27 protein-coding genes are annotated in these 23,868 nt (G+C 65.9%); 6 read left to right on the top strand and 21 right to left on the bottom strand.

Translation table 11 applies throughout. The features are described from left to right. Positions 1 to 11: 11 nt before the first annotated feature. From C9412_RS15840 to C9412_RS15875, 8 genes are all read right to left on the bottom strand, one after another. A complete protein-coding gene (locus tag C9412_RS15840; protein WP_107232525.1) occupies positions 12 to 395 on the bottom strand; it encodes a hypothetical protein in 384 nt (127 codons plus the stop codon). A gap of 188 nt (positions 396 to 583) precedes the next feature. Continuing rightward, positions 584 to 880: a hypothetical protein gene (locus C9412_RS15845; RefSeq protein WP_107232526.1), complete on the bottom strand. Its 297-nt coding sequence runs from the start codon at positions 878 to 880 to the stop codon at positions 584 to 586. Positions 881 to 1,272: 392 nt separating this feature from the next. After that, positions 1,273 to 1,614 carry a hypothetical protein gene (locus C9412_RS20605; RefSeq protein ID WP_146160156.1) on the bottom strand — a complete coding sequence of 114 codons (342 nt, stop codon included), beginning with the start codon at positions 1,612 to 1,614 and terminating at the stop codon, positions 1,273 to 1,275. Further along, complete coding sequence (locus C9412_RS20955) at positions 1,611 to 2,531, bottom strand: RHS repeat-associated core domain-containing protein (RefSeq protein ID WP_258190303.1); 921 nt, start codon at positions 2,529 to 2,531, stop codon at positions 1,611 to 1,613. Before C9412_RS20955 ends, C9412_RS20605 begins: the two co-directional genes overlap by 4 nt. Continuing rightward, complete coding sequence (locus C9412_RS15860) at positions 2,521 to 2,742, bottom strand: hypothetical protein (protein WP_107232528.1); 222 nt, start codon at positions 2,740 to 2,742, stop codon at positions 2,521 to 2,523. Before C9412_RS15860 ends, C9412_RS20955 begins: the two co-directional genes overlap by 11 nt. Before the next feature lie 196 nt (positions 2,743 to 2,938). Next, entirely contained in the window at positions 2,939 to 3,304 is a 366-nt protein-coding gene (locus C9412_RS15865) for a DUF4288 domain-containing protein (protein ID WP_107232529.1), read from the bottom strand. A 153-nt stretch (positions 3,305 to 3,457) separates the two neighbouring features. Next, positions 3,458 to 3,982, bottom strand: coding sequence for a hypothetical protein (locus C9412_RS15870; protein WP_146160155.1), 525 nt, complete (start codon positions 3,980 to 3,982; stop codon positions 3,458 to 3,460). A gap of 249 nt (positions 3,983 to 4,231) precedes the next feature. Next, entirely contained in the window at positions 4,232 to 4,543 is a 312-nt protein-coding gene (locus C9412_RS15875; protein WP_107232531.1) for a DUF5076 domain-containing protein, read from the bottom strand. A 202-nt stretch (positions 4,544 to 4,745) separates the two neighbouring features. Between C9412_RS15875 and C9412_RS15880 the strand changes: the two genes are divergently transcribed. Beyond that, complete coding sequence (locus C9412_RS15880; RefSeq protein ID WP_107232532.1) at positions 4,746 to 5,915, top strand: DUF418 domain-containing protein; 1,170 nt, start codon at positions 4,746 to 4,748, stop codon at positions 5,913 to 5,915. 100 nt (positions 5,916 to 6,015) lie between these two features. Here the strand turns inward: C9412_RS15880 and dinG are convergent, their stop codons facing one another. The 3 genes from dinG to aroE all read right to left on the bottom strand — a co-directional run bounded on the left by dinG (position 6,016) and on the right by aroE (position 9,482). Next, positions 6,016 to 8,118: an ATP-dependent DNA helicase DinG gene (gene dinG / locus C9412_RS15885; protein ID WP_107232533.1), complete on the bottom strand. Its 2,103-nt coding sequence runs from the start codon at positions 8,116 to 8,118 to the stop codon at positions 6,016 to 6,018. Positions 8,119 to 8,279: 161 nt separating this feature from the next. Then, positions 8,280 to 8,633, bottom strand: a complete 354-nt coding sequence (locus tag C9412_RS15890) for a hypothetical protein (protein WP_107232534.1) — start codon at positions 8,631 to 8,633, stop codon at positions 8,280 to 8,282. 3 nt (positions 8,634 to 8,636) lie between these two features. Then, positions 8,637 to 9,482, bottom strand: coding sequence for a shikimate dehydrogenase (aroE, locus tag C9412_RS15895; RefSeq protein WP_107232535.1), 846 nt, complete (start codon positions 9,480 to 9,482; stop codon positions 8,637 to 8,639). Positions 9,483 to 9,530: 48 nt separating this feature from the next. Between aroE and C9412_RS15900 the strand changes: the two genes are divergently transcribed. Further along, positions 9,531 to 10,403 (top strand): PD40 domain-containing protein, encoded by an 873-nt coding sequence (locus C9412_RS15900; protein ID WP_107232669.1) that lies wholly within the window; start codon positions 9,531 to 9,533, stop codon positions 10,401 to 10,403. Positions 10,404 to 10,515: 112 nt separating this feature from the next. Here C9412_RS15900 and C9412_RS15905 read toward each other — a convergent pair whose 3' ends face one another. The 4 genes from C9412_RS15905 to C9412_RS15920 form a co-directional block, all read right to left on the bottom strand. After that, a complete protein-coding gene (locus tag C9412_RS15905) occupies positions 10,516 to 10,785 on the bottom strand; it encodes a hypothetical protein (RefSeq protein WP_010482214.1) in 270 nt (89 codons plus the stop codon). A gap of 32 nt (positions 10,786 to 10,817) precedes the next feature. Then, complete coding sequence (gene hemB, locus C9412_RS15910) at positions 10,818 to 11,807, bottom strand: porphobilinogen synthase (protein WP_107232536.1); 990 nt, start codon at positions 11,805 to 11,807, stop codon at positions 10,818 to 10,820. Between the two features lie 19 nt (positions 11,808 to 11,826). Next, the gene (locus C9412_RS15915) at positions 11,827 to 12,744 is read right to left on the bottom strand and encodes a bestrophin family ion channel (protein ID WP_107232537.1); all 918 of its coding nucleotides are present in this window, start codon (positions 12,742 to 12,744) and stop codon (positions 11,827 to 11,829) included. Positions 12,745 to 12,865: 121 nt separating this feature from the next. Next, the gene (locus C9412_RS15920) at positions 12,866 to 13,114 is read right to left on the bottom strand and encodes a hypothetical protein (RefSeq protein ID WP_006475755.1); all 249 of its coding nucleotides are present in this window, start codon (positions 13,112 to 13,114) and stop codon (positions 12,866 to 12,868) included. Positions 13,115 to 13,297: 183 nt separating this feature from the next. Between C9412_RS15920 and C9412_RS15925 the strand changes: the two genes are divergently transcribed. Continuing rightward, entirely contained in the window at positions 13,298 to 13,762 is a 465-nt protein-coding gene (locus C9412_RS15925; protein WP_057497881.1) for a hypothetical protein, read from the top strand. Positions 13,763 to 13,971: 209 nt separating this feature from the next. Here C9412_RS15925 and C9412_RS15930 read toward each other — a convergent pair whose 3' ends face one another. The 4 genes from C9412_RS15930 to C9412_RS15945 form a co-directional block, all read right to left on the bottom strand. Beyond that, the gene (locus C9412_RS15930; RefSeq protein ID WP_107232538.1) at positions 13,972 to 15,771 is read right to left on the bottom strand and encodes a DUF885 domain-containing protein; all 1,800 of its coding nucleotides are present in this window, start codon (positions 15,769 to 15,771) and stop codon (positions 13,972 to 13,974) included. A 294-nt stretch (positions 15,772 to 16,065) separates the two neighbouring features. Then, positions 16,066 to 16,581 (bottom strand): cytochrome c oxidase assembly factor Coa1 family protein, encoded by a 516-nt coding sequence (locus C9412_RS15935; RefSeq protein WP_107232539.1) that lies wholly within the window; start codon positions 16,579 to 16,581, stop codon positions 16,066 to 16,068. A 25-nt stretch (positions 16,582 to 16,606) separates the two neighbouring features. Beyond that, positions 16,607 to 18,832, bottom strand: coding sequence for a S9 family peptidase (locus tag C9412_RS15940; protein WP_107232540.1), 2,226 nt, complete (start codon positions 18,830 to 18,832; stop codon positions 16,607 to 16,609). A 177-nt stretch (positions 18,833 to 19,009) separates the two neighbouring features. Further along, positions 19,010 to 19,699 carry a glutathione binding-like protein gene (locus C9412_RS15945; RefSeq protein ID WP_107232541.1) on the bottom strand — a complete coding sequence of 230 codons (690 nt, stop codon included), beginning with the start codon at positions 19,697 to 19,699 and terminating at the stop codon, positions 19,010 to 19,012. A gap of 112 nt (positions 19,700 to 19,811) precedes the next feature. Here C9412_RS15945 and C9412_RS15950 point away from each other — a divergent pair, with 112 nt between their 5' ends. Both C9412_RS15950 and C9412_RS15955 read left to right on the top strand, forming a co-directional pair. Then, positions 19,812 to 20,420, top strand: a complete 609-nt coding sequence (locus C9412_RS15950) for a TIGR00645 family protein (RefSeq protein ID WP_107232542.1) — start codon at positions 19,812 to 19,814, stop codon at positions 20,418 to 20,420. 201 nt (positions 20,421 to 20,621) lie between these two features. Continuing rightward, the gene (locus C9412_RS15955; RefSeq protein ID WP_107232543.1) at positions 20,622 to 21,632 is read left to right on the top strand and encodes an energy transducer TonB; all 1,011 of its coding nucleotides are present in this window, start codon (positions 20,622 to 20,624) and stop codon (positions 21,630 to 21,632) included. A gap of 83 nt (positions 21,633 to 21,715) precedes the next feature. Here the strand turns inward: C9412_RS15955 and C9412_RS15960 are convergent, their stop codons facing one another. Continuing rightward, positions 21,716 to 21,970, bottom strand: coding sequence for a hypothetical protein (locus C9412_RS15960; protein ID WP_107232544.1), 255 nt, complete (start codon positions 21,968 to 21,970; stop codon positions 21,716 to 21,718). 77 nt (positions 21,971 to 22,047) lie between these two features. Between C9412_RS15960 and C9412_RS15965 the strand changes: the two genes are divergently transcribed. Beyond that, positions 22,048 to 22,833, top strand: coding sequence for a helix-turn-helix transcriptional regulator (locus tag C9412_RS15965; protein ID WP_107232545.1), 786 nt, complete (start codon positions 22,048 to 22,050; stop codon positions 22,831 to 22,833). A gap of 73 nt (positions 22,834 to 22,906) precedes the next feature. Here the strand turns inward: C9412_RS15965 and C9412_RS15970 are convergent, their stop codons facing one another. Next, positions 22,907 to 23,788, bottom strand: a complete 882-nt coding sequence (locus C9412_RS15970) for a DUF6708 domain-containing protein (RefSeq protein WP_107232546.1) — start codon at positions 23,786 to 23,788, stop codon at positions 22,907 to 22,909. Positions 23,789 to 23,868: the final 80 nt, after the last annotated feature.

Raw genomic sequence — 23,868 nt, forward strand, 5'->3', positions numbered from 1 at the left:
CTCTGACCCCGCTAGCGCACCTCCATCCGCGCTCGAGCACTCGCCAGCACCTCCAGCGAGGAACGACGGACGAAAGCCGCGTAGGCATCGCCACGGGTTCCGAAACGCAGGCCCGTGCTGCTCCACGACTCAGGATCGCCTTCCAGCACCACGCCGTGCCTGTCCAGGAACACGGAGCGGAAGAAGGCATCCAGTGCCCCGTCCCCTGCCTGCGGCAGGCATGAGCGAAGATGCTGGTCTTCGACGGCATCGATCGGGATCACCCAGTAGGCACGGTCCTGGCCGACATCCGGGAAATCGGCGTGGATGCAGAAGGCATAGAACAGACGGCCTTCATCGGACAGTACGCCCTGGATCAAACCATCGTAGTACTCCGGATAGAACTCAATCTGCATCTACTTGCTCCAGACCAGCAGGGCTGGCGGCTGCTTTGAAGGCGGTTAGCACAGTGCCTGCGGCCTCATCCCGGATGAGGCTCTTGGCATTCCGCCGTCTTCATGCCAACAGAAGCCCACAGGCATCCGGTCAGACCACGCGTTATCCAATTGCCTTGGGTGGGTTGTGGCTGACAGCCTGGCTCCTGTCATCCGGTCATGGTTGCGGCCAGGATGAACGCAAGCAGAGTCAATCCAAGAAGAATTCTCATGACCACCATCTCGCGTCGCAGCTGCTGTAATGCCCGGCGCGGTGCTTTGCTTTCCAAACCCAGCACAACGGCCAGATAGGTGGACTGGCCACGCAACCCGAATGCCTCTGGACAGCCCAGAGTCCTCCACAGCTCAGGGTAAAGCCGAGGAAAGCGCCTGGCGAATCGGAGGAACGCGATCACATAGCAGACGACCGACACGAAACCCACAGCAAAGATTGTCTGAAGCATCATGGGATGTCTCAACGGCTCCTCGGCCCTCGGATGCACCCGCCCTGGCCAGTGATGGACCGGACGAAATCAATAATCTCTTCGATCCCGGCTCCTCGATGATTGGGCCCAGAGCCTCTGAGGTTCCCGAAGAATCGCTGGAGCAGAGATTGGTACTGAAAAGACAGGAAAGCGGCTGGTGAATTCAATCAATGGAGTCTGGGAAGGATGCACCAGCACCAGCAGATCGAGCTCTGCGATAGGCTCCTGGGTAATACCAGGCGGCGCTCCATGCACGATCTGGTTGCCTATCGAGTTCCAGCAGCGCTCGCAGTCATAGCGTTCGATCGCGTTGCCGCTAGGATCGTCGATGTAACGCAGAACGCAGCAGCCTCATCCGGCCTCTCGCTCCTTCGTCACGCTGACCAGCAGTACAACGGACTTCCAAAAATGCCGTGAGCTCCAAGCTGCTCGGGCCTTGCTCCCCAGAAGGCATAGAAGAGATCTTCCTTTGCCCGGTACACCAACCAACGCCCCGCGTCCTTCGCGACGCACATCCCAGATATCACCTCACCATCATCAAATCCCGGGATACCTGGCGCCATTACCACCGCAGACAGCTCAAATGGCTGACATGCATTTCGCCTGATGTCATTCGCAAGTTCTTCAAGATATTCGCTCGGACTCACGCCCGCATCTACGTAGACATCGGCGCCATCGGCCAGACGCGACTCCAACAAATCAATAAGATTGCTCACGGGCCCGACCTCTCTGGCGGCGGAGGCGGCTTGGGATAATGAAGTGTTTCATGAGGCTTTTCACCATTCGCTGGAACATCGATTCGAGGGCCAGAACCTGCATTTCCTGGTCGATAGATTACTCCGTTCTCACCAACTTGCGCCCCCTCCGGCAATCGTGAACCCTCAGGCGCTGGACCGAACTTCCCGCCAGTCAAAGTACCGAAATCCTTCAGTCCATCCCCCACCCCACCATTGTCCGGGGCCAGCGGGCCGTTATTGACACGCCCTCCCTGCTGCCTACTTCCCTTGTCTTCGGTTCCCACCAACCCTCCGGGCAATGCAGGAGCATCACCTTCAGGTGATTGAGACTGCTGCATGGCTGGCAGGATCGACTCAACCGCATTCCGAAGCAGCCTTCCTCCATACACCGTGCCAACGTATACATAGTCCACGGCGCACGCGAATCCGCTGGCGCACTCGATTACGCATGACCTCTCACCACATGTGGCCGACCGCCCATCCGGATCCGTGAACTTATACGGATTCCCATTCGCATATCGATACCGATTGAACTGCCCGACAGGCTGTTCATACGCCGTCACCGGATCAACCGACAGGAACACTCCCAGTTGGGGATCCATGTACCGCTGCTGCATGTAACTCAGCCCAGTAGCCGAGTCGCTCACATGACCCGTGTACCCGGGCCCATCCGTGACCTCACCACCGACCATGGCCCCGTAGGGCTCGTAGTCATAGCGCTTGATCACATTGCCGTTGGCATCGGTCTCGGCCACCACCGAGCCCAGGGCATCGGTATGGATGTAGGTGACCGTCTGGGCTGCGGCAGACCCTGCCCAGAGAAGCCCCAGCAGCACAACACCACAGATCCATGCGCAGATGGCTGCCGCAGGACGGAAGAAGTGTTCAGACGCCATCCCGGATCTCCAGTACCTGGGTCATCGGAGGGGTGGACCACGGCGAGCATCCACCCGCATTGCACGCGCGCACCTGGTACGTGGTGGCGCAGTAGTTGGTGTTGGCAGCGGTCACGCGGGTCTCCGGACCGGTGTACGCGATGTTGTTGCCATCCCGCAGCAGCTCAAATGAACCGCAGCGGAGAAATGATCGATTGACGAAGATGTTCACGACTCTGCCGCTCGCGACCTTCTGCCCCTCTTACAGCCATATCTCTTTCCCAGCAGTCAACGTCCAACCCTGTCGCCTACATGCAGTGGCAGCAGCACCCGCGCTTTTTCGCCACTCAATCGGAGAAATAGAGTGGCGACATTCCAGCCAATCAAATACTGGACCCAAAGCGAGAGCTGCCCCATCAGCCTCCCCACTACTCTCGATAGTTGACTGATACAGCCACCCCAGCCGCGAGAGCCTCCACATCAGAAAGATTGGCCACCTCAAATACCGAGTAGGTAACCTCACCTGTCAACTCCCGCAGCTCCGATGAATCTTCCAGATCCGAGTCAACCGAAATAAGCTTTCTGATTCCAGCGAATCGGTACTCGGCCTTCCGCCCCTCGATCTCCAGATGGCTATTCTCACCGACCTGTTCGTACTCGGCCGCCAATTTCAGCGCCCGCAGCATTGCCTTGTCCTCATCATCCTCTGAAACAAGATAGACGTTCTCATGAACAACGTAGGAGCTCTGACCTACATAGCTGTAGTAGAAAATTGCATGTGCGCAATACCACATTCAACACCTCACCCGTTTTCTTCCCGCTTCGACTTGTTCCTGAGCCCCCGAGCCTTCTCCTCGGCACACCCTTTGCACTCTGCTCAAGACGGTACTCGGACGCCATTGGCACGACAGGCCCCGGTTCGGGATACTCACCGCGCGGTTGCGAGGCTAGCTTCGCAGGCCCTTGGTAATCTCAAGGAGAAATCCATTCAACCCCGCAGGATCCCCCGCTCCCGGATCAAAGTCTTCGATCATTCGTGCCATCACATCATTCAGGCCGCCCAAACGCGCCAGCACTTCCGAAACAAAATCCACCTTGGCCGCGAAGAGAGTCACATCCTGATCGAGACGAACCACCCACTCACTTGAGCGGGACAGCACATGGTGGTCAGTAAGGAAGCGCGCATCCCCGGTAAGGAATTCATGCAACGAACAAAGGCTGGGCGCGGAAAAGAATCCGTCCCTATCCGCTTCGACATCCTTGAACGAAACAATCTCAATCTGTTTCGATGAAGATGGGCGGCTCACGTGCACATCCAACCACGCAATCCATACGTCTTCAGGGGCGAAGTACTCATGGCGATTTCTGTCGAAAGCAATCCCAGCCCAGCCTTCAGCCACAATAGGACTGTCAGGCGGCTGCGCATCAGACAGTGTTCCATGCAGAAGATCTTTCGATGAGCCTGCAGCCATATCGCCTGATCCTTCTCGTATCTGATCATCGTGGTTGGAGCGCTACTTCCCGCAGGATGATGCCAGGTGGTGTCAGAGCCCTTTGCCGGACCATCCTTGCAAGGAAGGTTGGCGGCATGTCGATTCGCATTGCTGCCATCCTTACCGAGCTGCGCAGATCAGACTTCCCTGCGCCCTGAACCGGCCCCATCCCAGCGACAGGCATCCCGTTGGCGGGCTTCCTTGTAGGACTTGGGAACTTTCCTGCGGTCAGTTCCTTGTCAAGAAACCCCCATCAACGTCCGAGGTCGGCTCATTGAGTTCATCATTGAACCCTTCCCTGATTGCACTGAGCGCAATCCGCGCATCTACGCCATAACCCGATTCAAGCGCTTTCGAAAGATGGCGCGCAACATCTGCCAGGATCACGCCCCATGCCTTCTCCTCCGAGATCCTGGAGGTCTCTTTGTACAGTCCAACCTTCATCGAGCAATGGAGCGCTTTTGCAGCAATCCACACTCGAAGCATCTCAACTGAATTCTCATCTTCCAGAGCTGCTTCCGGAACAGGACGCTCATTCATGACCTGACTTCCCACCTGTTTGCTGACACTTCATTCCACTGAAGCGGATGACGCTGATCAACTGGCGTACCTTTGGGCCGAACCGCACCTTCCCCTTCCGCCCGATGCTCGGCCAGCCAGTTCTATCCGATTCCCCTACACCCGGCAATCAGACAACTCTGAAACCGCAATCGCTGTGCGCCCATCCGTTACCCTGCCCGACATGATCCAACGCCCGCCGCGCCAGCCCCTCATCGACGCCCTGCGCGGATTCGCGCTGCTCGGCGTGTTCCTGGTCAACCTGCGCTTCTTCTCGCTCGACGCGCTGATGACCGAGGGCGCGCAGCAGGCCCTGCCCAGCGCTGCGCTCGACCATGCCATCCGTACCGGCATGGAAGGGCTGCTGGACATGAAGGCGATCACCCTGTTCTCGCTGCTGTTCGGCATGGGCGTGGCGATGCAGATGGAGGGCAACACCCCGGGCCGGATGGCCGCGCACCTGCGGCGGATGGCCGTGCTGCTGGTCATCGGCCTGCTGCATTCGGTGCTGCTGTGGTGGGGCGACATCCTGCTGGTGTATGCGGTGGTCGGCCTGCTGCTGCCGCTGTTCCGGCACCTTGGCAATCGCGCCCTGCTGGTCAGCGGCGTGGCCATCGCCCTGCTGCTGCCGCCCCTGCTGTCGCCGTGGATCCGCGACTGGGTGGCCCTGCTGACCCCACGCGCACAGATGAATGCCATGGCGCTCGATGCGTTGGCCAACGGCACTCTGGCCCAGGCGTGGTGGCGCAACCTGCAACTGGCGGCGTGGCTGAAGCTGAGCAACTGGGCGTTGCTGTTCTTCGTGCTCGGGCGCTTCCTGCTGGGCTACTGGGCTGGCCGTCGTGGCCTGCTGCAGCAGCCGCAGGCGCATCTGCCGCTGCTGCGTTCACTCGCCGCAGGTGGGCTGCTGCTGGGCGCCGCATTCCTGTGGGTCGATGCTACGGCCGATGCACTCAAGCAGGCCTGGCCGGCGTTGCGCGGTGGCGTACCGGGCTATCTGCTGCGCGTTTCGTACCGCGTTGCACCACTGGCACTGGGCATCGCGGCGGCGGCGATCTTTGCCCTGCTCTATCTGCGCCCGTGGGCTGAACGCGTACTGCGCGTGTTCGTTCCGGCCGGGCGCATGGCACTGAGCAACTACCTGCTGCAGAGCGCGATCTGCGTGCCGCTGTTTGCCGGCTTCGGGCTGGGCATCGGCCCACTGCACGGGCTGTGGCCGGTGCTGGTAGCGGCCGTGGTGTTCCCGCTGCAACTGTGGGCGAGTGCGTGGTGGCTGCGCGGCCATCGCTTCGGGCCGGTGGAATGGCTATGGCGTAGCGCCAGCGAAGGGCAATGGCTGCCATTGCGGCGGTAGAAAAGGGGACGGAGGGAATTAAGTCGTTTGTGCCTCAAACGACTTAATTCCCTCCGTCCCCTTTTTTCCGCCGGGCACGGCCCGGCGCTACCGGAGCGCCTCAGCCAATCACGCGCTTGAACGGCGGCAGCGCGTCGATGATGCGCTTGCCGTAACGGCGGGTCAGCAGCCGCGAATCGAGGATGACCACGCGGCCAGTGTCGGTGGAGGTGCGGATCAGGCGACCGGCGAACTGGGTCAACGTGCGCAGCGCGTGCGGAATGGCAATCAGGTTGAAGGCATTCAGTCCGCGCCCCTCGAACCATTCGCTGAGGGTGGCGGTCTGCGGATCGGTCGGCACCGCGAACGGTACCTGGGTAATCACCACGGTGGTGCAGGCCTCGCCGGGCAGGTCGAGGCCTTCCCCGAACGAGTTCAGGCCGAACAGCACCGAGCCCTCGCCGGCGGCGACGCGGCGCAGGTGTTCGTCGATCAGGCGGGTCTTGGACATCTCGCCCTGCACCAGCACCTGCTTGCGGCGCGCGGCCGACATCAGGCCGGCCACCTTCTCCATTTTCCAGCGCGAGGTGAACAGCACCATCGAGCCCTTGGCCCAGTCCAGTTCGGTGTCGAGATAGCGTGCCACTTCACGCGGATGGCCTTCGCGGTCGTCCGGGGTGACCGGGAACTTCGGCACGATCAGCTCGGCCTGGTTGGGCAGGTCGAACGGCGAGGACAGCGAGACCATCTCGGCCTCTTCGGGGATGCCGTTGTCGATCGCCAGCGACTGGAAATCGCCACCACCGGTCAGCGTCGCCGAGGTCATCACCACCGAATCCACTTCATCCCACAGCAGCTTGCGCAGCACGTGCGCGGCCGATACCGGCGAGCCGTGCAGCACCAGATCGCCGTCGCGGGTGGCGGTGACCCAGCGCGCCATCGGCGGCGCGCCGTCCTTGTCCTCGCGGCGCCAGGCCTGCCACAGGTTGTACTGCTGCTCGATCATCTCCAGCGCCATGCCCAGGTTGCGCTGCAGGCGCTCGCGTGCGGCATCGTCCGGCTTGCCCTTGGCTACCTGCGCGGTGGCCGCATGCGCCCAGTTGTAGAGGCTGCGGGTATCGTCGGCCAGTGCTTCGATCGGCTCGCGCCAGGCCTCGGGCAGGCGGCCGTTGGCGGCGCGCCACATCGGTTCCTCGTCGGCCGGCGCCGGCATCCACACCCGCTCGATGTGGTCACGGAAGGCGCGCAGCTGCTTGGCCACGTTGCTGGCCACCTCGATCGCCTCGTTCGGCAGCAGGTTGCCGAGGCGGTCCTTGTCGACCGCGCGGTAGGCACCGGCGATAAGGATCTGCAGGCGGCCGGTGCGCTTGGCCATTTCATCCAGTGCCAGGCTGGCCGCGCCCTGGTCGATGGCCACGTTGCCGATGTGATGGCCTTCGTCCAGCACCAGCAGCATGTCTGACGGCGCGGCGATCAGTGGCTGACCGTTGTCGCTGTCGCCGATCGACAGTGCCGACAGCAGCAGCGCGTGGTTGGTGACCACGATCTGCGCATCGCGCACGGTGTTGCGCGAACGCAGCACCGCGCACTGCGCCGAATACGCGCAGCGACGCCCCGCGCAGCCCGAAGCCGGCGTAGTGATGCGGCTACGCAGGCCGGGGCTGATGGTCTCCGGTGCGTTGTCGATGTCGCCATCCCAGCTGCCGCCGGTGAAGGCGTCGGTCAGGCGCTTGGCAATGTCCATCTCGATCGGCGCCAGCGGCCGGTCGAACAGCGGCGCGTCATCCTCGAACATGCCGCCCTGCGAGCCCTCGCCCTGCGCCTCGGCGGCATTGCGCGTGCACAGGTAGCGGGTGCGGCCCTTGGCCAGCGCCACGGTCGCTTCCAGGCCGGTGGCCTTGAGGAAGTTGGGAATATCGCGCTCGACCAGCTGCGACTGCAGGGCCACGGTGCCGGTGCTGATCACCAGCTTCTTCTTGCTGGCCAGCGCGATCGGCACACCCGCGGTGAGGTAGCCCAGGCTCTTGCCGACGCCGGTGGGCGCCTCGACCACGCCGACGCCGCCACTTCTGGACAGCGCGCGCGACACCACGCCGATCATCTGGCTCTGCGAGCGGCGGGTGGAAAAGCCGGGCGTATTGGCCTGCAGCGTCGTGTACGCCTTGCGGATCGCGTCCTTCAAGGCGTCATCAAGCGTGCGCGGAGCGGCGACAGTTTCGGTCACGCCGGGAACTACCGTGGCTGGATCAGGCCGGCCATTGTCGCATGGCCGGCCGCATTCACCGCCGCTGCCACCCTGAACGGGCCAGCGACGACGCCCGCTGGCGGTCACGGTCCAATGGCCGCGCCGTGGGTGGGGCAGATGCGCCGGGCCGGCGCCAACGGTCAGGCCGCCGGGATCGTGCGGGTGCGCAGCAGGCGCACCAGCGCCCACACCAGCAGCACCACGCCCAGCGCCTCGACCATCGCCAGCGCGAAGTGCAGCACGCCGAGGATAGTGCTCAGGCTGGACACGGCGCTGAAATCACCACTGCGCACCATCCACATCGGCAGGATGCCCGCCGCCATGCCGCCCAGGCTGGCCAGCAGCAACAGCAGCAGGCCCACCAGCGCACCGGTGCGGGTGGCATCGCGCGGTGCGCCCACCACCCAGACCAGGCCGACGCACAGCGCGATCAGCACCGGCAGGCGCACGCCCACCATGCTCAGCACCGTGATCAGCAGGGTTGCGTTGTCCATCGCTCAGTCCTCGCCGGCCAGCACGGCCGCGCCCTGGCGCAGTGACTGGTAGACCTCATCAGTCTGCGGGCGCACCCCATGCCACTGCAGGAAGCTCTCGGCGGCCTGTTCGACCAGCATGCCCAGGCCATCGACGGTATTGCGGCATTCCGCCGCGCGCGCCCAGGCCAGGAAGGCGATGGCGGCTTCGCCGTAGTTCAGGTCGACGGCGGTGGTCATCGAGTTGACCAGCGACAGCGGCAGCTTGAACTCGACGTCGCGGTCGCGGCCGGCCGAGGTGGCGTTGACGATCAGTTCGAAATCGCCCAGCTCGCGTAGGTCTTCCCAGTAGCGGCTGATCGCGCGGCCCGGTTCGCCCATGGCGTCGATCAGTTCATCGGCGCGTTCCGGCGTGCGGTTGACCACCACCAGTTCGGTGATGCCGGCATCGAGCAGCGCCGGGGCAACGCTGCGCGCCGAACCACCGGCGCCGATCAGCAGCATGCGGCGACCGCGCAGGTCCAGGCTGTGGCGGTCGGTCAGGTCGCGTACCAGGCCGATGCCATCGGTGGTGTCACCGTGCCAGCGGTCGCCCTTGCGCAGCAGCGTGTTGACCGAGCCGGCGCGGCGCGCACGTGCGGTCAGCGTGGTGCATACCGAGAACGCGGTTTCCTTGTGCGGCAGGGTGACGTTGGCGCCGACACCGCCCTCTGCGGCGAAGGCCTCCAGGCCGGCCAGGAACGCCTCCGGGGCCAGATCGATGGTGCGGTAGTCGATCGCGATGCCTTCCTGGCGACCGAACGCAGCGTGGATCTGCGGCGACTTCGAGTGGGCAACGGGGTGTCCGAAGACGGCGTAACGGTCGGTCATGGAATCCTCAAGCTGGCTAGACTGATGCTCTTTCGTGCACGGACCTGGATGATGCGTCTCACCCCGCCCCTGCTGGTGCTCGCCGCCAGTCTACTCTCTGCCCCCGTGGCGATGGCGTTGAACGAGTACGGCATCGAAGGCATGGGCGTGGTCTCCACCCGCGCCGACGAGGGCCGCGCCACGATCAGCGCCGATGGCCAGCGCATCGTCTTCGCCCGCCGTGGCGAGGCGGGCTGGGGGCTGTGGCAGGCGCGCGTGGTCGACGGCCGCTGGCAGCAGGCGCAGGCCGTGCCGGTGGACGTGGCCGGCGAGGTGGTCGATCCGTACTTCAGCCGCGACGGGCGCTGGCTGCTGTTCGCGGCCGGGCGCGATGGCCGGCTGGCGCTGTACCGGGCCGCGCTGGCAACCGATGGCCGGGTGGGCAGTGCGCAGCCACTGGCCGGCGACGCCGGGCGCCAGGCGGAGCGCGGGCCGGCCCTGAGCGCGGATGGCCAGCGGCTGCTGTTTGCCCGCCAGCAGGGACGTGGCGCTGGCTGGGACCTGTTCGTGGCACCTCTGGACGCGCAGGGCGCGCGTGGCCCGGCCCGCGCACTGACCGCGTTGAACACTGCCGACGACGAGACCGACGGTGACTGGCTGGGCCATGACGGCGCGGTGGTGTTCAGCCGTGGCAGCGCCGCGACCGCGCAGGTATGGAGCACCAGTTGTGCGTGGAGCGGCGCGGCGCTGCAGCCGTTGGGGCTGTCGTTCAACCAGGCCGGCGGCTGGACCGGCGCGCCGGTGATCGACAGCGCCAAGCCGGGCGAGATGCTGGTGGCCAGCAGTGCGGCCAAAGCGCCGCGTGCCGGTGGCGTGGACGTGTACCGGTTGGCGGTGCCGAAGGTGGCGGCGGTGCCGGGGTGCGTGCCGGGCGCTCGCTGACGGCGCTACCGGTAGATCCACGCCATGCGTGGATGGCCGTTTGGTGGATGCCAACCTTGGTTGGCACGTGTGCAAGCGCCAACCAAGGTTGGCGGCTACCAGAACGCGAGGGTCAGCGCGACAACACCTTGGCGCGCTGCTGCTCGTACTCGACCTCGCTCAGCTGGCCGTTGTCCTTGCGCTGGTTCAGCGCGGCCAGTTCGGCCTGCACGCTCTCCGGCAGGGCCTGCTCACGGGCCACGTGGCGGGCGGCCGAGAGCTGCTCCGGCGGGCGCTTGCCGGCCCGCCAGGCGGCGATGAAGACACCGACGATGATGGCGCCGAACACCAGCGTACCGATGCCCCAGATCAACCATTGCATCCATCCCAGTTCGGGTCCCATCGCGCATTCCTCCGTCTATCGAGGCGCTATTGTCAGCGCTCGCGCAGCCATCGCGCCACCTGCGGCGCGAAATAGGTCAGCACGCCATCGGCGCCGGCGCGCTTGAAGCCCAGCAGCGACTCCAGCACGCAGGCGCGCTCGTCCAGCCAGCCATTGGCGAAGGCGGCCTTCATCATCGCGTACTCGCCACTGACCTGGTAGGCGAAGGTCGGCACGCCGAAGGTCTCCTTCACCCGGCGCACCAGGTCCAGGTAGGGCATGCCCGGCTTGACCATCACCATGTCGGCGCCTTCTTCCAGGTCCAGCGCGATCTCGCGCAAGGCCTCGTCGCCGTTGGCCGGGTCCATCTGGTAGGTCTTCTTGTCGGCCTTGCCAAGGCTGGCCGCGCTGCCCACCGCATCGCGGAACGGGCCATAGAACGCCGAGGCGTACTTGGCCGAATAGGCCATGATGCGCACGTTGAGGTGGTGCTCGGCGTCCAGCGCGCGGCGGATCGCGCCGATGCGGCCGTCCATCATGTCCGACGGCGAGACGATGTCCGCGCCGGCTTCGGCATGCGACACCGACTGCTTGACCAGCGCCTCGACGGTGATGTCGTTGAGCACGTAGCCCTTGTCGTCGATGATGCCGTCCTGGCCATGGGTGGTGTACGGATCCAGCGCCACGTCGGTCATCACCCCCAGTTCCGGGAAGCGCGACTTCAGCGCACGGATCGCGCGCTGCGCCAGACCGTCTTCGGACCAAGCGGCCGAGGCATCCAGCGACTTCAGCGACGGGTCGATCACCGGGAACAGGTCGATCACCGGAATGCACAGCTCCAGCGCCTCTTCGGCCACCTTCAGCAGTTCCTCGATCGACAGCCGCTCCACGCCCGGCATCGACGGCACTGCGGTGCGGCCGGCCAGTTCGTGCACGAACACCGGGTAGATCAGGTCGTCGGTGGTCAGCGTGTTCTCACGCATCAGGCGGCGCGAGAACTCGTCGTGGCGCATGCGGCGCGGGCGGTACAGCGGATGGGACATGGCAGGCTCCGAGGAGTGGCTATTGCAACAGGTAGCCCTGCGGCAGCAGGGGTTCGGGCAAGGGGCGTTCGCCGAGCGCGTCGAGCTGGTCGATCTCGATGGTGCGCACCAGCGCGTCCAGCGGCAGGTCGTTCGGCTCCAGGCCGAACGGGTCTTCCATTTCTTCGCCCAGCTGGTCCAGGCCGAAGAAGGCGTAGGCCAGCACCGCCGACAGCACCGGCGTGCCCCAGCCCAGCGAGCTGGCCAGGCCAAACGGCAGCAGCACGCAGAACATCCACGCGCAGCGGTGCAGCAGCAGGGTGTAGGCGAACGGCAGCGGCGTGGTCAGGATGCGCTCGCAGCCAGCCTGGATCGACGACATCGCGTGCAGGCGCTGCTCCAGCTGGGTGTAGAGGATCGGGTCCAGTTCGCCGCTGCGCAGCGACTGGGCCAGTTCGGCGGCGATCATCGCCAGCAGTGCGTCAGGGACGTTTTCGCGCTGGCCCAGCTGCTCGCGCTGCGGCTTGTCCAGCCAAGGCACGGCCGCCAGCGCCACCACGCGCCCGCGCAGGCGCGCCGCCAGGGCATGGGCGAAGGCCGTGGTGAGGTAGGCGATGCGGCGGCGGCGGCCTGCATCGTCAGGCAGCAGCAGGTGCACCTGGCGGGCCAGCGAGCGCGATTCGTAGACCAGTTGGCCCCACAGCTTGCGCCCTTCCCACCAGCGGTCGTAGCAGGCGCTGTTGCGGAAGCTGAGGAAGATCGACAGGACCAGGCCGAGCAGGGTGAACGGGGTCACCGAGAAGCGCTCGATGCCGGTCGGCGGCGCCAGCTCCACCACCGCCGCCACGGCAATGGACAGGATCAGGATGGCCAGCACCTTCGGCGCGATCGCCGGAACGATCGAGCCGCGCAGGATGTACAGCAGTTGCCAGCCGTGGGGACGGGGTCGGATGATCATCGGGCAGCCGCGCCAGGCGCGGATTCACAGGCACGCGGGGGGCTCGCGCAGTCATTCATTGTACGCCCCTGCCCGGCCACCGGCCGTGCGCCTGCGACGCCCGGTCGCACCCGCCGGCGGTTCAGATCACGCCGCCGCCCAAGCCCAGGCGCAGGATGCCGACCACCACCACGATGCCGTTCAGCACCAGCCCAGCCCAGGCCCGGCCACGCTTGCTGGGGTGGGTGAACAGGATGCCCAGCGCGGCGATCACCGCGCCAACGGCGGCAAACGGGATCAGGAACCAGTTGCCCCAGCCCAGCAGCGGAATCAGCGCCAGGATCATCCACAGCAGCGCCAACACACCCCACAACAGACTGATCACACCCATGCCGCCCTCCTGCAGTTGGTTCCTGGCTCCACCATAATCGTTCCCGGGGCCGCCGCCTACTGTCGTTGGCGGGGCTGTCACCGGCACCGTGCTAGCGTCTGCGGTGCCTGCCCACGGGCGGGTGTTGGCGCCGATTCAGAGTGGCCCGTCGATGATCGCAACCAGTCCTACAGGGGTCGTGCCATGAACATCCGTTGGGCCGCGGTGGCGGCCATCCTGCTGGTCAGCGCCGGCTGCGCCAGTACTTCCAAGGTGATGCTGGGCCGCGCCCGGGCACCGATCGATCCGGCGCTGGTGCAGATCTATTCGACGCCACCGGCCGGCTCCCAGGAGATTGCCCAGCTGGAGTCGGCCTCGGCGGTCGGGTTCGGCACGCAGGGCCAGACCGATGCCGCAGTGGCACGCCTGAAGCGAGAAGCGGCGGCACTGGGCGCCAATGGCGTGGTGCTGATGGGCGTGGGCAGCAGCGGCTCGCCGGTGGGCATGTCGGTGGGTGCCGGCACCTTCGGTTCGCATGTCGGCGGTGGCGTCGGCATTGGCATTCCGACCACGCAGAAGCGTGCCGCCGGCGTGGCGATCTGGGTGCCGAACCCGGCACCGCCGGCGCGGTTGCCGACACAGGTGATCACCCCGCAACCGCAACGGTGATGCGATTCGGTAGTGCCGGCCGCTGGCCGGCAACCTCAGGATTCCCTGCGCCATGGGAATGCCGGCCAGCGGCCGGCACTACCCCTGCAACAACCGACGCATCGCTCTGGTAGGTGCCAACCTTGGTTGGCACGAACCCACAGCGCCGACCAAGGTCGGCATCTACCAACACCGGTTGCCGGCCAGCGGCCGGCACTACCCGGTGATGCTCAGCGCTTGTACTTCGGCACGAACACCTTGTTCACCGCATCGGCCAGCTGGTCCGGCGGCAGCAGGCCCTGGTCGAGCAGGAAGTTGTTGAACGCCAGGCGGTCGAACTTCGCGCCCAGAGCCAGCTCGGTCTGCATGCGCAGTTCCAGGATGCGGGTGTAGCCGTAGAAGTAGCTGCCGGCCTGGCCGGGCATGCGCACCATGTAGCGGTCCAGTTCCTGGGTGGCCATCGCCTTGGACAAACCCACCTGCTCCATCAGCACGCGCTCGCCATTGGCCCGGTCGGTCAGGCCGAGGTTGAGCATCGGGTCGAGCATTGCGCGCGCCGCACGCAGCAGGCGGAACTGCAGGGCGATCATCTGCCCGTCCAGCGGCTCGTAGGGCACCATCTCGGCTTCGGCATACAGCGCCCAGCCTTCCACGTTCACCGAATTGAACGCGAACATGGTGCGCGCCAGCGACACCCCACGCTCGACCATCGCGGTGAACTGCAGCTCGTGGCCGGGGCGGCCTTCATGCGCACTCAGGGTCCAGGCGGCCGAACCGAAATTGAAATCGTCGTACTGTGCGCCCGGGCCGGCAGCCGGGTTGCCCAGCGGCAGCACGAAGGTGCCCTGCTGCCCGGTGTTGTTGACCAGCGGCGCCGGCAGGAAGTGCGGGGCCGGGCTGGCCGCGCTCTCGGCCGCCGAACCCAGGCGCATCTGCATGGCGCGCTTGGGTACATCGACGATGGCATGCTCGCGGATCAGCGGATCGATCGCATCGATCACCTTGCGGTAGTGGCCTTCCAGCTGGTCGTCGGCAATCTTGTCGGCCTTCAGCGCGCGGATCACCGCCACCGGGTCGCTCGGGTCGGCCACCTTCAGGCCCTTGTCCTTCACCACCAACGGCGCCAGCTGCTGCATCGTCGAGCGGGTTTCCATGAACTCCAGCTGCGCGCGCTGCATCAGCAGCTTCGGGTCGATGTCGATGCCGACCTGCTTGAGCTGGTAGGCGTACAGCGGCGCCGGCAGGCGTGCATCGGTGCGCGCCTTGGGCAGCACGTCCTTGCGCGTCCACGCCGCGTAGTCCTTCATCTGCCCGGCCAGCGTCTTCATCGCTTCATCGGCGCCGGCGATCTGGTACTTCTTCAGCAGCGACTCGATGCCGCTGATGTAGGTCTCGACGTTGTCCAGCGACTGCTGCACTTCGATCTTCGTCGGCTGCAGCAGGCTGCTGTCCTTCAGCCGCTCCTCGTAGCGCTGGCGCGCCAGCGTGGTGAAGGCGGTGCCGCCCGGCTGCAGGCCGGCATAGGCCTTGAGACGATCGATCGCCTTGGCCCGGCGCTCGGCTGGCACCTGGTCGGACAGCAGCAGGTTGAGGCCGCTGAACACCGTCTGCGGGGCGTCGCTCCACGGCAGCAGATACTTCTCGTTGAGCTCGCTGCCTTCGATGTTCTGGTTGGCGGCATGGATCATGATCTCCAGGTCCTGGCGGACGTTGGGATCCTTCTCGGTGGCCAGCTTCGCCTTCAGTTCGTCGCGCGCCTTGGCCATCGCCGCGCGGTAGCGCTTGTCGTTGTCGGGGCCGAGATCGGCCACCTTGTCGTCATAGCCAGGCACGCCGAAGAAGCCGGTTTCCTCTGGCTGGAACGGGCCCTGGGCATCGAGCAGGATCTGCGCCAGTGCATTGCTGCGGGCCACCCAGGCCGGGCTGGCCGGCGTGGCGGCCTTGGCGGTGGGTGCGGCCAGCGCCGGCGGGGCGGACAGCAGCGGGGCGGCGGTCAGGGCCAGGGCAACGGCCAGCGCAATCGGCTTCATGGTGCACTCCAGGACAGGGTTGCCCGCACCCTACGCGCTCAGGGCGATGGCGACAATCTGCGGGAAGTCATGGCGACCGGGTTGTACGGCCGGCTCCGCGGAAACCTGCCGGGGCGTAGAGTCGACTGTCAGTCGACGGTCGCGCGCAGCGCGGGGTTTTTCGCTATCTGATCGGAGAGTAGTCGACTAACAGTCGACTCTACCCAGTCGACTCTACCCAGTCGACTCTACCCAGTCGACTCTACCCAGTCGACGCTGCCCGGCCGACGTCCCTCAGTGGCCTGCCCTCGGAAGTCACAGCGCTGCGGTAAGTGGACATTCGCCGCGATCACGGCATTCCTGCAGCGCGCACTCGTCCGCGGCTTCATCGTCATCCAGCGCGCTCAGGTCGAAGGTCTGCTTGTTCTCGCCCAGCACGTACATCACCGGGTAATCCCACACGTCATCGCGGCGGCTGCCCTGCACGAACAACCGGCCGTGCGCGCGGGAGCCCTCCAGGGCCACGGTCAGGCCGACGTCGCGCTGGCCGTCGATCGCGGTCTGCATGCTGCCCAGCGGCATCGATCCGGTACGCAGGGGTTCGCCGAACGCTTCCACCAGTTCGACACTGCAGCCGGCGCGCCGCAACGCCTCGCGCATCGGCGGGCTCGCGCGTGCCGCCTCGCTCCAGCGCAGCACGCTCCAGGCCACGATGCCGCCGGCCACGCCCAACACCATCACGACGGTCAGGGGCATCGCCCAGCGCCAGTGCCGGCTCCACCATCCGGCGGGTCGGGTGCAGTGGCTGGGAATGGGCGGTGGCAGGGTCATCGGCGGGCTCCTTCCCGGCTATGGATCAGGGTTTCAGGCAACGCCCCAGGAAGGCTTCGGCCACGCGGTAACGATGCAGGGCATCGGCGCCGGACAGGCCATGCTTGGCACCCGGGTAGGTCATCAGCTCGAACGGCTGGCCGCGCTTCTGCAGCGCGCTCATCAGGCTGGTCGAGTTGGTGAACAGCACGTTGTCATCGGCCATGCCGTGGATCAGCAGCAGCGGCGAGCGCAGGCCGTCGATGTGGGTCAGCACGCGCGCCTCGCGGTAACCGGCTTCATTGCGCGCCGGCAGGTCCATGTAGCGTTCGGTGTAGTGGCTGTCGTACAGGCCCCAGTCGGTGACCGGGGCTCCGGCCACGCCGCAGGCGTAGCTGTCGGAGGCCTTGGCCAGCAGCATCAGGGTCATGTAACCGCCGTTGGACCAGCCCTGCACACCGATGCGCGCCGGGTCCACCCACGGCTGCTGCTTCAGCCAGGCCACGCCGCGCAGCTGGTCGGTCACTTCCACCGTGCCCTGCCTGCCGTACAGCGCGCCACCGAAGTCGCGGCCACGGCGCGGGGTGCCACGGTTGTCCAGCGAGAACACCACATAGCCCTGCTGGGCCAGGTACTGGTTGAACAGGTGATCGCCACGGCCGGGCCAGCTGTCGGTGACGGTCTGGCTGGCCGGACCGCCGTAGACGTACACCGCCACCGGGTAGCGCTTGGACGGATCGAAACCGGCCGGCTTGATCAGGCTGTAATTGAGCGGGGTCCTGCCGTCGGCTGCGGTGAGCGTGCCGAACTCGACCGGGCGCTGCGCATCGCGGTAGCGCGCATACGGATGCTGGGGATCGGCCAGGTCGTTCTCGACCAGGGTGGCGATCTTCTCGCCATTGGCGCGGAACAGTTCGATCTGCGGCGGCGTGCTGCTGTTGGACCAGCTGTCCACATAGACGCTGGCATTGCGGGCGAAGCTGGCGCTGTGCATGCCCGGTGCCTTGGACAGGCGCTGCGGCTGGCCGCCCTGCAGCGACACCGCGTAGATCTGGCTTTCGCGCGAGCTGTCGATACCGGCGCGGAAGTAGGCCTTGCCGGCCTTTTCATCGACCGCCAGCAGTTCGTCCACCGGCCAGTTGCCCTGGGTCAACGCGGTGGTCTTGCCTGCGCTGTCGATGCGGTACAGATGCTGGAAACCGGTGCGCTCGGACGACCACAGCACGCTGCCGTCCTGCAGGAAGCGCAGGCTGTTGTGCAGCGGCACCCAGGTCGGGCTGGTCTCGTGGGCGAGCACGCGCTGGCGGTTGGAATCGAGGGCCACTTCCACCAGGTCCAGCCGCTTCTGGTCACGCGACTGGCGCTGGAAGCTCAGGTGCCGGGCATCGCGCCAGTCGACGCGGGCCAGATAGATGTCCTGTTCCTTGCCCAGGTCGACCCAGCGCGGCTGCGCGTCGGCGGCCGGTGCGATCACGCCCAGCTGCACGCGCACGTTGGCATCGCCGGCGGCCGGGTAGCGCTGTTCGATCACATCGGTGCGGTCGGCATAGACCTCGTAGCGCTTCTGCACCGGCACCGGCGCTTCGTCGATGCGGGCAAAGGCAATGGCCGAATCATCCGGCGCCCACCAGTAACCGGTGTGGCGGTCCATTTCCTCGTCGGCGACGAACTCGGCCACGCCGTTGCCGATGGTGCTGCTGCCGTCGCCGGTCAGCTGCAGCTGCTTGCCGCTGGCCAGATCGATCACCCACAGGTTGCGGCCGCGGATGAAGCTGACGAAGCCGCCCTTCGGCGACAGCTTGGCGTCGGTGGCAAAGCCTTCGCCGTGGGTCAGCTGGCGCACGGCCGCGGCACCCTGCTGCTTGAGGTCGTACAGGTACAGCTCGCCGCCCAGCGGGAACAGCAGGCGCTGCGCGTCCGGCGACCACTGGTAATCGACGATGCCGGTCATCGCGGCGATGCGCTGGCGCTCGCGGCGGGCCTTCTCCTCGTCGCTGAGGGTCTCGGTGCCCGGCAGCACGACCTTGGAATCGACCAGCAGGCGGGTCTGGCCGCTGCCGATGTCGTAGCTCCACAGGTCCAGCTGGTTGCGGTCGCTGTCCTTGCCGCGCAGGAAGCTGACCTGCGAACCGTCCGGTGCCACCTTGGGCTTCATCAGGGTCGGGCCGGACAGCGGCAGCGGGCCGGTGATGGCTTCCAGGGTCAGCTTTTCAGCGTGGGCAGCGGTTGTGGTGGCGAGCATGAGGGCGAGCGAAGCGAACAGGTGGCGCATGGAGGATCCCGGCAAACGGCAGGTCCGCCCCCGCGATGGACGCGGAGCGGTCGTCCCCCATCCTAACCAAGCCTGTGCGGGAAGGCAGCATGACCTTCTGCCCATAAGGAGTGCCGACCAACGGTCGGCACCCACCACCAGTAGATCCACGCCATGCGTGGATGACGCCGTCCTGGGTCAGCGCTGGCCGAACAGGTGCTTGCGTTCTTCGTCGCTGAGCGGCTTGCCGGCGTTGGGGTTCACCTGCTGGCGCAGGGCGTAGGCCCGCTGGGTGGCCGGGCGCGCGGCAATCGCCTCGTGCCAGCGCTTGAGGTTCGGGAAGGCGGCGAAATCGACCGGAATCCTGTCGTAGGCGCCGATCCACGGGTAGCTGGCCATGTCGGCGATGGTGTACTCCTCGCCGGCCAGGAACGCATGCTGGGCCAGGCGCTTGTCCATCACACCGTGCAGGCGGCGCACTTCGTTGTCGTAGCGCTCGATCGCGTACGGGATCTTCTCCGGTGCGTACACGTTGAAGTGGCCCATCTGGCCACTCATCGGGCCCAGCCCGGCCATCTGCCAGAACAGCCATTCCAGGGTGGTGACGCGGCCACGCGCGTCGCTGGGCAGGAAGCGGCCGGTCTTCTCGGCCAGGTACAGCAGGATCGCGCCGGACTCGAACACGCTCTGCGGCGCGCCGCCGTCGGCCGGGGCGTGGTCGACGATCGCCGGCATCTTGTTGTTGGGCGAGATGGCCAGGAATTCCGGCTTGAACTGGTCGCCCGAGCCGATGTTGACCGGGTGGATGCGGTACTCCAGGCCGGCTTCCTCCAGCAGCAGGGTCACTTTGTGGCCGTTCGGGGTGGGCCAGTAATACAGGTCGATCATGGCAGCGGCTCGGGGTACGGAAGGGAACCTGAAGTCTAGTGCGTGAGTTGGGTTGGCACCGTCATGGCGGGCCAGTAACCTCGCCACTCCCCCGCAACGCAGCATCCCCCGCATGAGTGCAAACCGTCCGCCGATCTCCCCCATGTCGACCCTGATCTTCGCCTCGCGCTGGCTGCAGCTGCCGCTGTACCTGGGCCTGATCGTGGCGCAGTGCGTCTATGTGTTCCTGTTCGGCAAGGAACTGTGGCACCTGATCTCACACTCCGCCTCGATGGGCGAACAGCAGATCATGCTGATCGTGCTGGGCCTGATCGATGTGGTGATGATCTCCAACCTGCTGGTGATGGTGATCGTCGGCGGCTACGAGACCTTCGTCTCGCGCCTGCGCCTGGAAGGCCATCCGGACCAGCCGGAATGGCTGAGCCACGTCAACGCCAGCGTGCTGAAAGTGAAGCTGGCGATGGCGATCATCGGCATCTCCTCGATCCATCTGCTGAAGACCTTCATCGCCAGTGGCGCGCTGGGCGGCATCCCGCTGTGCCCGCCGGAGCGGATGGCATCGGCCGCGGCCAACATCGGCGAGCAGACCTGCTCGACCTTCACCCCCGATGGCGTGCTGTGGCAGACCATCATCCACTGCGTGTTCATCCTGTCGGCCATCGGCATCGCCTGGACCGACAAGCTGATGTCCAACAGCCACAGCAAGCCGCACGACCACTGATGTCGTTGCCGGCAGCGGCATGACGCTGCTGCCCCGTCCCGGCCATCGCCCCTTGTACGCGGCGGTGGCCGGGATGCTAGATTGCACCCTCGCCGTTGCCGGCGGTGGCGTCGGGAAACGCCACCCTGCCGCGCCCGGACCGCAGGTCCCGGCCATGCGTATCAATGATTTACGTCACGTCGTCTTCTAGAGGGGAGCAGGATGTCGCACGTCTCAACGATCACCGCCGCGCGCCGGTGGCTGCCGGTTGCCCTGGCACTGGCGCTGGCCGCCTGCTCGGGCAAGGAGGAAACACCCGCACCGGCACCGGGTTCCGCACCGGCGGCCACCGCGCCGGCCGCCCCGGCGGTCGCGGCCAAGGTGCAGTCGATGGGCACCGAACAGCTGCGCGAGTCGGCCAGCCAGGCCCTGCGCGAGAACCGCATGTATGCCCCGGCCGGCGACAACGCCATCGAGTACTACCTCGCCCTGCGCGACAAGACGCCGGACGATGCGTCGGTGAAGAGCGCACTGACCGACCTGCTGCCCTACACCCTGATCGCCGCCGAACAGCACCTGGGCCGCGAGGATTTCACCGAAGCGCAGCGGCTGGTGGCACTGATCGAGAAAGTGGATGCGTCCGCGCCGGCACTGCCGCGGCTGAAGGATGGCCTGGCCAAGGGCGTGCAGAACGCCGCCAAGCGCACCGAGGCCGAAGCCGAGAAGGCGAAGAAGGACGCCGAGGACCGCAGCAAGCAGCAGACCGAGCAGCAGCGCCTGGCCGAGCAGCGCGCCAAGGAAGCCGACGCCGCCAAGCAGATTGCCGCGCAGCAGGATGCCACGCGCCGCGACAACGAGCGCCAGGAGGCTGAGCGCCAGGCCGCCGCCCGTCGCGAGGCCGAGCAGAAGCAGCAGCAGGCCGCTGCCCAGCAGGCCAGTGCCGCACGCCAGGCCGCCGCACCGGCTGCCGCTGCTGCACCGAACCTGCGCCCGGTCAGCACACCGGCACCGCGCTATCCGGCCGAGGCGCTGCGTGCGGGTACCTCCGGCGAGGTGCTGGTGGAAATCACGGTCGGCACGGACGGTTCGGTGATCAACGCCCGCGTGCTGCGTGCAACCCCGTCGCGCGTGTTTGATCGCGAGGCGCTGAACGCGGTGAAGCGCTGGCGCTTCGAGCCGGTCGGCGCGCCGGTCACCACCCGCCGCACGCTGGTATTCGCACCGGGCGGCTGACAACAGATAAGGGGACGGAGGGGATTAAGTCGCTTCCGCCCCTCCCTGACGCCAAGGCCCGGCATGCCCGGGCCTTGTGCGTTTCAGGCCGCCGCATCGATCAGCCGCTGCAGCGCAGGGTCGCGCGCGGCCAGGATCTGGAACAGGCCCAGCGCGTGCAGGCCGGGCAGCAGTGCACGCAGGTCGGCCTCGGCAGTGGCGCGGGTGGCAGCCGAACTGGCCGGATCCTGCCAGTGGCGGACGCTGGCCAGGAAGGCACCGACGCTGCCTTTGCGCACGGTGAGGCCGTTCACCTGCACCTCGTTCTGATGGTCAGGGAGGATGTCCTGTGGCTGCATGAGGGTGCTCCTGTGAGATTGGGCGCCCAGTGTGGCGCCCGCGCGTCGACGTTTCTGCCGTATAACTGCCAACCGATATGGCAGATCAGACACCAACGCGCTTGATCGACCCCACTTTGGCGAACACCGAAGGCGGCCCCAGCGTGCTCGCCTCCCAGCTGCGTGTGCCCGGACGACGCCGCACGGCCCGCCACCAGCACGCGCGCGGGCAGTTGCTGGGCGCACATCGGGGCCTGCTGCGGATCGAGGCCGGCGACCTGCACTGGCTGCTGCCAGCGGGGCACGTCGCCTGGATTCCGCCCTTGCTGCCCCACGCACTGGTGGGCGCGGAAGGGTTCGATGGCTGGAGCCTGTACTTCAGCGCTGCGGCCTGCATGGAACTGCCCACGACACCGCGCATCTTCCAGCCCAGCACGCTGTTACAGGCCGCGACGGTGCGGGCGCTGCAATGGCAGCATCGGACACTGGACGCGGCGCAGGAACGCCTGGCCGGCGTGATCGCCGATGAGATCACTGCCAGCACACCGCTACCGCTTGCCCTGCCGCAACCGCGCGACCGACGCCTGCGGCGGATCGCCGCCGCACTGGCGCGCGCCCCGCACGACAACCGCAGCATCGAGGGCTGGGCCGCCAGCGGCGGGCTGTCCAGCCGCAGCCTCGCCCGCCATTGGCTGGCCGAGACCGGCATGACGCTGAGCCAGTGGCGGCAGCGACTGCGCGTGCTGCTGGCGCTGCCACGCCTGCTGATGGGTGAGTCGGTGATCAGTGTTGCGCTGTCGATGGGCTACGACACGCCCAGTGCGTTCATCGCCGTGTTCAAGCGCGAGATGGGGGTGACGCCGGCGCGGTATGGGGCTGGATGAAAGCTGGGTTGGCGCGTAGGTGAACAGGGATTCGCGCCGCTGCCCCGGGTAACGCCGGACCATGCCGGGCGATCTAGTTCTCCGGACGCCACATCATCCGTTCCTTGTGGCGTTCCAACGCGCGCGCATAGATCGCCGGATCACTCGCGAACTCCGCCATGAACCGTGGCTCTGGAAGTCGATAGGGATCTTCCGGATCGATCTGGCACTCTGCCTCGATCTCCGGTGGGAACACCGGCTTGCGGCAGGTCTTGAAGGTCAGCCACCGGCAGAGCGTCAGCGCGCCGTAGATCGGGAACATCAGATTGGTACGCAACGGCATCAGCGCGGTGCCCATCATCAGGATGACCATCAGCCAGCAGTTGCGGATCGTTGGATCCGCCGAGAGCGTGATGACCCGGTCCAACGGGTCGTCATAGCAGCATTCCGGGCCCTCCTGCATGTAGCGGCAGATCAATGCCCATTGCTCGAGAATGTGATCGTCGTGATGCCAGAAGTGTCCGACGGTGAAGGTCTGTTGTATCTGCCGATTGCGATCGAGCAGATGGCACCTAAGGTCACGTAGCTCAGGATTCTGCGCGCCACGGCCGATGTGGAAGAAGGCGCAGGGAGAACCCCAGGGAACGACAGTCACACCGTCTGGCCCGTTGTGCCTGAAGAAGTAGATCTTGCGGGTAATGCGATTGAAGCGAACCGGGTAGTGGGTGTACTGGAAGAGGTCGTTGCGGAGCAGCAACATCCACATCATGGCACCCAGCCCGCCAAGCACAGCGGTCATAGCAATACTGAGAGCCACCTTCTCTTCCAGAGATATAGCTGGATGGCTGTAAAGGCTATGAAGAGAGAAGGCCATGATAATCATCTCAAAGAGAATGAATACCGAGCACATAGCGGTGACGGCCATTCCCTTAAGCTTGAACGTCCTTTCAATGAACTCAACGAACGTCGAGTTCATTCTGATGATTCCGAATGCATCATCTGGAGAGTAGCCGACCGAAGCGTCAGAACGCAGCTCGCTCTCAATTTCTCGGCGCG

The sequence above is a fragment of the Stenotrophomonas sp. Nf1 genome (assembly GCF_003028475.1).
GTDB lineage: Bacteria > Pseudomonadota > Gammaproteobacteria > Xanthomonadales > Xanthomonadaceae > Stenotrophomonas.

Coding starts and splice junctions, on each gene's coding strand:
- C9412_RS15840 (WP_107232525.1), bottom strand. CDS start 395: ATGCAGATTGAGTTCTATCCGGAGTACTACGATGGTTTGATCCAGGGC.
- C9412_RS15845 (WP_107232526.1), bottom strand. CDS start 880: ATGATGCTTCAGACAATCTTTGCTGTGGGTTTCGTGTCGGTCGTCTGC.
- C9412_RS20955 (WP_258190303.1), bottom strand. CDS start 2,531: ATGGCGTCTGAACACTTCTTCCGTCCTGCGGCAGCCATCTGCGCATGG.
- C9412_RS15865 (WP_107232529.1), bottom strand. CDS start 3,304: ATGTGGTATTGCGCACATGCAATTTTCTACTACAGCTATGTAGGTCAG.
- C9412_RS15870 (WP_146160155.1), bottom strand. CDS start 3,982: ATGGCTGCAGGCTCATCGAAAGATCTTCTGCATGGAACACTGTCTGAT.
- C9412_RS15875 (WP_107232531.1), bottom strand. CDS start 4,543: ATGAATGAGCGTCCTGTTCCGGAAGCAGCTCTGGAAGATGAGAATTCA.
- C9412_RS15880 (WP_107232532.1), top strand. CDS start 4,746: ATGATCCAACGCCCGCCGCGCCAGCCCCTCATCGACGCCCTGCGCGGA.
- C9412_RS15890 (WP_107232534.1), bottom strand. CDS start 8,633: ATGGACAACGCAACCCTGCTGATCACGGTGCTGAGCATGGTGGGCGTG.
- aroE (WP_107232535.1), bottom strand. CDS start 9,482: ATGACCGACCGTTACGCCGTCTTCGGACACCCCGTTGCCCACTCGAAG.
- C9412_RS15900 (WP_107232669.1), top strand. CDS start 9,531: ATGATGCGTCTCACCCCGCCCCTGCTGGTGCTCGCCGCCAGTCTACTC.
- C9412_RS15905 (WP_010482214.1), bottom strand. CDS start 10,785: ATGGGACCCGAACTGGGATGGATGCAATGGTTGATCTGGGGCATCGGT.
- hemB (WP_107232536.1), bottom strand. CDS start 11,807: ATGTCCCATCCGCTGTACCGCCCGCGCCGCATGCGCCACGACGAGTTC.
- C9412_RS15915 (WP_107232537.1), bottom strand. CDS start 12,744: ATGATCATCCGACCCCGTCCCCACGGCTGGCAACTGCTGTACATCCTG.
- C9412_RS15920 (WP_006475755.1), bottom strand. CDS start 13,114: ATGGGTGTGATCAGTCTGTTGTGGGGTGTGTTGGCGCTGCTGTGGATG.
- C9412_RS15925 (WP_057497881.1), top strand. CDS start 13,298: ATGAACATCCGTTGGGCCGCGGTGGCGGCCATCCTGCTGGTCAGCGCC.
- C9412_RS15930 (WP_107232538.1), bottom strand. CDS start 15,771: ATGAAGCCGATTGCGCTGGCCGTTGCCCTGGCCCTGACCGCCGCCCCG.
- C9412_RS15935 (WP_107232539.1), bottom strand. CDS start 16,581: ATGACCCTGCCACCGCCCATTCCCAGCCACTGCACCCGACCCGCCGGA.
- C9412_RS15940 (WP_107232540.1), bottom strand. CDS start 18,832: ATGCGCCACCTGTTCGCTTCGCTCGCCCTCATGCTCGCCACCACAACC.
- C9412_RS15945 (WP_107232541.1), bottom strand. CDS start 19,699: ATGATCGACCTGTATTACTGGCCCACCCCGAACGGCCACAAAGTGACC.
- C9412_RS15950 (WP_107232542.1), top strand. CDS start 19,812: ATGAGTGCAAACCGTCCGCCGATCTCCCCCATGTCGACCCTGATCTTC.
- C9412_RS15955 (WP_107232543.1), top strand. CDS start 20,622: ATGTCGCACGTCTCAACGATCACCGCCGCGCGCCGGTGGCTGCCGGTT.
- C9412_RS15960 (WP_107232544.1), bottom strand. CDS start 21,970: ATGCAGCCACAGGACATCCTCCCTGACCATCAGAACGAGGTGCAGGTG.
- C9412_RS15965 (WP_107232545.1), top strand. CDS start 22,048: ATGGCAGATCAGACACCAACGCGCTTGATCGACCCCACTTTGGCGAAC.
- C9412_RS15970 (WP_107232546.1), bottom strand. CDS start 23,788: ATGAACTCGACGTTCGTTGAGTTCATTGAAAGGACGTTCAAGCTTAAG.